This window comes from Zooshikella harenae (assembly GCF_018837975.1).
Classification (GTDB): Bacteria; Pseudomonadota; Gammaproteobacteria; order Pseudomonadales; family Zooshikellaceae; genus Zooshikella; species Zooshikella harenae.
Genome location: NZ_JAGSOY010000149.1, coordinates 1 through 3,999, shown reverse-complemented (window position 1 = coordinate 3,999; position 3,999 = coordinate 1). Strand labels below are relative to the sequence as shown.

Below are 3,999 nucleotides of genomic sequence, written 5' to 3'. Positions count from 1 at the left end.
TCTGCGCTATGTGAATAACCACAAAGGGCAGATCCTGACCCGTACTGAGGAAGGCCATGATCGTAATGATGATCACAAAGCCTACCTGCGTACTCATCACTTCTACTACGTCAATGGCATTGGTATTGGCGATGTGGGGGATGATGGCCCGACCTATACCGACTATGCGACCCAACTGGCCTATAACCAAGGCTTAATGCGCAAGCCGGATAAAACTGAGCCGGTATTCAGTGCCGACTTCGATGCCAACTTCCAGGCCATTGGCGAAAACTACCCGGCGCAGAGTCCGGGGGGCTATACCGTACAACAAGGCGATACCCTGCAAACCATCGCCTTGGCGTTATGGGGGGATAGTAGCCTGTGGTTTATGCTGGCCGATGCCAATGGTTTGCAACCTCAGCAACTGAAAGACTTAAAGCCCGGCACCTTCCTCACAGTGCCGAATAAAGTCACCAACATCCACAACAACAGCAGCACCTTCCGGCCCTATAACGCCGGGGTGGCGATTGGTGATGTGAGTCCGACGTTACCGGATATGCCACCGCCACCGATTAAGCCTGCGGGTGGGGGTTGTGGTGGCGCGGCCATGGTGGTGATGGTGGTTGTGGCTGTGGTAGCGGCTTGGGCGGCGATGGCAGCATTTTCTGCTCTGAGTGGTGCTGTGTCATCAATGGTGGGTAGTGCAGTCACTGCCACTACAGGATCTGCTGTAGCTGGGACCGCTATGGGGGCTGCGGCAGGATTTGGAGCTGGTGTAATAGGTGCAGGAATTACATCGCAGGCTATTACCCAAGCGGGTGCTATTGCCATGGGACAGCAGGATGGTTTCCATTTCTCTTGGAAAGATGTTGCTCGTGATGGGCTAATGGCGGCTGCGAGTGTGGGCGTTGAACAGTGGGCTGGTAACTCAGCTAATGCAGTGGCTAACGCAAAGACGACAGGTGAGTCGATATCCACAATGCAAAAAGTGGGTAATGCAGTTCATGCTTCGAAAGGTTATATGGCTGCGGCTAAAGCAACCGCTCGTCAGCTGGTATCCAGTGCAATGGACCGAGAGCATAAGTTTAGCTGGAAGTCAGTTGCAGCTTCAGCGATTGGTGCTGAGTTAGGTGGAGCGGTTAGTTCTACGATTGGTTCTACAGTAGGCGCTGATAATTGGGGAACATTTGCGTCAACCTTAACCGAGTCATTCGTTTCTTCTGCGGTTGAAACCAAAATATTTGGTAATAAGTTCAACTTTAAAAATGTTGCTCACCAAGCCGTTGGGCAGGCTATTGGTGCTTCATTGACCAGTACGTTTGATGGGTGGATGAATGATGATCCGCGTGATCAACAGGCGCCACAAAAAGCCAGTGCTCAGCAGCATGCACATAGTACACAAAGTAAGTCGAGTGGGGCTGTGGTTAATGAGCGTGGGCAAGGGAAGTTGGAGCAGATGGATGAGCTTTATAGACAGCAGTTGATCGACCAAGAGTGGGCAGATCTAAATGGTGAGTTTTTGGATAATAACTCATATCCAGATGGCGTGAGTTTGGAACTAGAAGGATTTAATACTTCATTACCTACGAAACGAGGTTCTTCTGTTTTTTCAGAAAATGCGTTTTCTCAATATTATGTAATGGGAGACAGCCCTTGGGCTTATAGGAATAACTCTTTGGTTGATGTTGGTGAGCAATATATTGGTTTATATAAAGCTCTTGGTGGAAACAACCAAAATGAAGAACTTATAAGTATTATTAACCAGCAAATCGATGAGGGTGATCCTAATTCGCTAGTAATGCGCTTAATAAGTACACCAGCGTTTGATGATGATAGATTTTCGACAGCGACAGACTTCATACAAAGTGCTTCTACTCCAGAAAGAATAACTGCTTTTCGTCGAGGTCTATTGTATGCAGCCAATAATATTCAGGAAGTTTTGCCAAGAACTTTTGCTTTAGCAACCAGCAAAGCTCCACAGCTTGATCCTTCAGGAGCTATTTTCCTTGGTCTTGAAGCTAGTGATGTTGAAAGTCTTGGTGTAGCAACTTTAACTGGTGACATAGCAACAGGTGTTGCATCGTTATCATTGTATGGTGGGGCTGCTGCTTCGACTATTCAAATGTCTGAAATTCAGAAGGAGGTGCCAGTTTTAGAGTTACTGGGTAAAGTTGGTCTGATGTCTTATAAGGCAGTCCAAAGCCAGTTAGCTCAATCTCGTGAGGATATGGTCACTGCTGGCGTTGGCGCTGCTACTGGTGGTCTTGGAAAAGTTGGTGTTTTAATAGACTTTTTCGCTTCATTTGGTGGAATTCAGCAGGCATATGCAGGGAAAGGGAAAATCTCGAAGAGTTTGTTGTCTACGACGGCTAATAAGTCAGTTGTTGGAGTTTTGAAGGAAGAGTTAAGTAGTTTAATTAATAAAGGAAAAGTTGACTCTTTTGGTCCAAGATCCACGCAAGTTGAGTTTGATAGGTTACATAATTCATTAAACTGGAAGCCCTCAGATGTTATTGAGCCTACAAACCCATTTCAAAATATGGGGGCAACAGTGAGTAGAAGGTGGGAACTTGATTCATATTTGGCTCTGAAAATTGGAGATAGGAATTTAATTAATGACCTTCCAAATATCAAAAAGGGTGATTTAATTAATGGTTGGAAAGTTGAAAAAGCCGATCTTACTAATAAAAGAAGGTCTTATAAGTTTGAGAAAGGCGATGAAGTAATCATGTATCACCCAGATGGGCATCCACCAATGAAAGGATTCCCTGAGCCTGAACTGGGTCATATACACCTTAAAAAACGAGGAATATCAACAGTAACTGGTAAGCCAGGTGTGTATCATGTTGGCAAAATACATTTGGAGTCACCATCATGGTTTTAAATAATCAGCTGAACTTATATAAAGTAAATTGGAATAGGTTTTTTGAATTACTACACTTGAACTCTCATTTATGGAAAGAGTTTTCAAGTGATCAGGGGTTTACACCTGAAGGAATTTACTTTGCTCTTGAAAAAAAAGGACTCGATGTAGAGTGGAAAGCTAAGGCAGAAAACTGGGAGTTGACTTCACAAAAAAAAATTGTATTGGATTACTTACTGTCTAGTCGAGTTGCTAAAGATGAAATATGGTTAATAAATGATAGTTGTTACGAGGAGTCTGGAATGCCTTACTATGTTGATATTAGTAAGATAGATAAATTTTTCTCTGATTATGAAGCTGAAAAAAAAGGCATTAGTTTCATTGATTACGAAGATTTAATTGTAATATGTCCAGAGCAGTGTTTGATTGGGTTATATCATCACTCTGGCTACTATTTAAGTGCTAATTATGGAAAAGAATGAAAAGATCAGGACATCCAGATCCAAAAAAGAGGACAGCCAAGATTTGACTGTGATCAAAAAATAGCCAGAGGTGTAGGTCTATACTTCTGGTTGTAAAGTAGTCAGTTTTGAGTGGAGGTTAAAGGATGACACGGCCAAGGAAGAAGAGGACAGCCAAGATTTGACTGCGATCAAAAAATAGCCAGAGGTGTAGGTCTATACTTCTGGTTGTAAAGTAGTCAGTTTTGAGTGGAGGTTAAAGGATGACACGGCCACGAAGTCAGTTAGTAAGTGTGGCGGATACGCCGTATTATCACTGTATATGTCGGTGTGTTCGTCGGGCCTTTTTATGTGGTGATGATCAGGTTACAGGACGTAATTTTGATCATCGAAAAGCCTGGTTGGTTGAGCGACTCACCGAGCTGGTTAAGGTGTTTGCCATTGATATATGTGCCTATGCGGTGATGTCAAATCACTATCATTTAGTGGTTCGTATTAATAAGGAAAAGGCAGAGCAAGAGAAGAACAGGACATCCACCATTTGACTGCGATCAAAAAATAGCCAGAGGTGTGGGTCTATACTTCTGGTTATAAAGTAGTCAGTTTATGTGGAGATTTAAGGATGACACGGCCACGAAGTGAGTTAGTCAGTGTGGCGGATACTCCGTATTATCATTGTATATGTCGGTGTGAAAT

The 3,999-nt window shown here is 43.7% G+C and carries 3 protein-coding genes; all 3 read left to right on the top strand.

The annotated features are described in order from the left end of the window. A partial coding sequence (locus KCG35_RS23885) for a LysM peptidoglycan-binding domain-containing protein (RefSeq protein ID WP_215822367.1) occupies positions 1–2,863 on the top strand: 2,863 nt, incomplete at its 5' end. Next, entirely contained in the window at positions 2,854–3,324 is a 471-nt protein-coding gene (locus tag KCG35_RS23880) for a hypothetical protein (protein WP_215822366.1), read from the top strand. The genes KCG35_RS23885 and KCG35_RS23880, both read left to right, overlap by 10 nt. 242 nt (positions 3,325–3,566) lie before the next feature. After that, positions 3,567–3,848, top strand: a complete 282-nt coding sequence (locus tag KCG35_RS23875) for a transposase (RefSeq protein ID WP_215822365.1) — start codon at positions 3,567–3,569, stop codon at positions 3,846–3,848. Positions 3,849–3,999 lie beyond the last annotated feature (151 nt).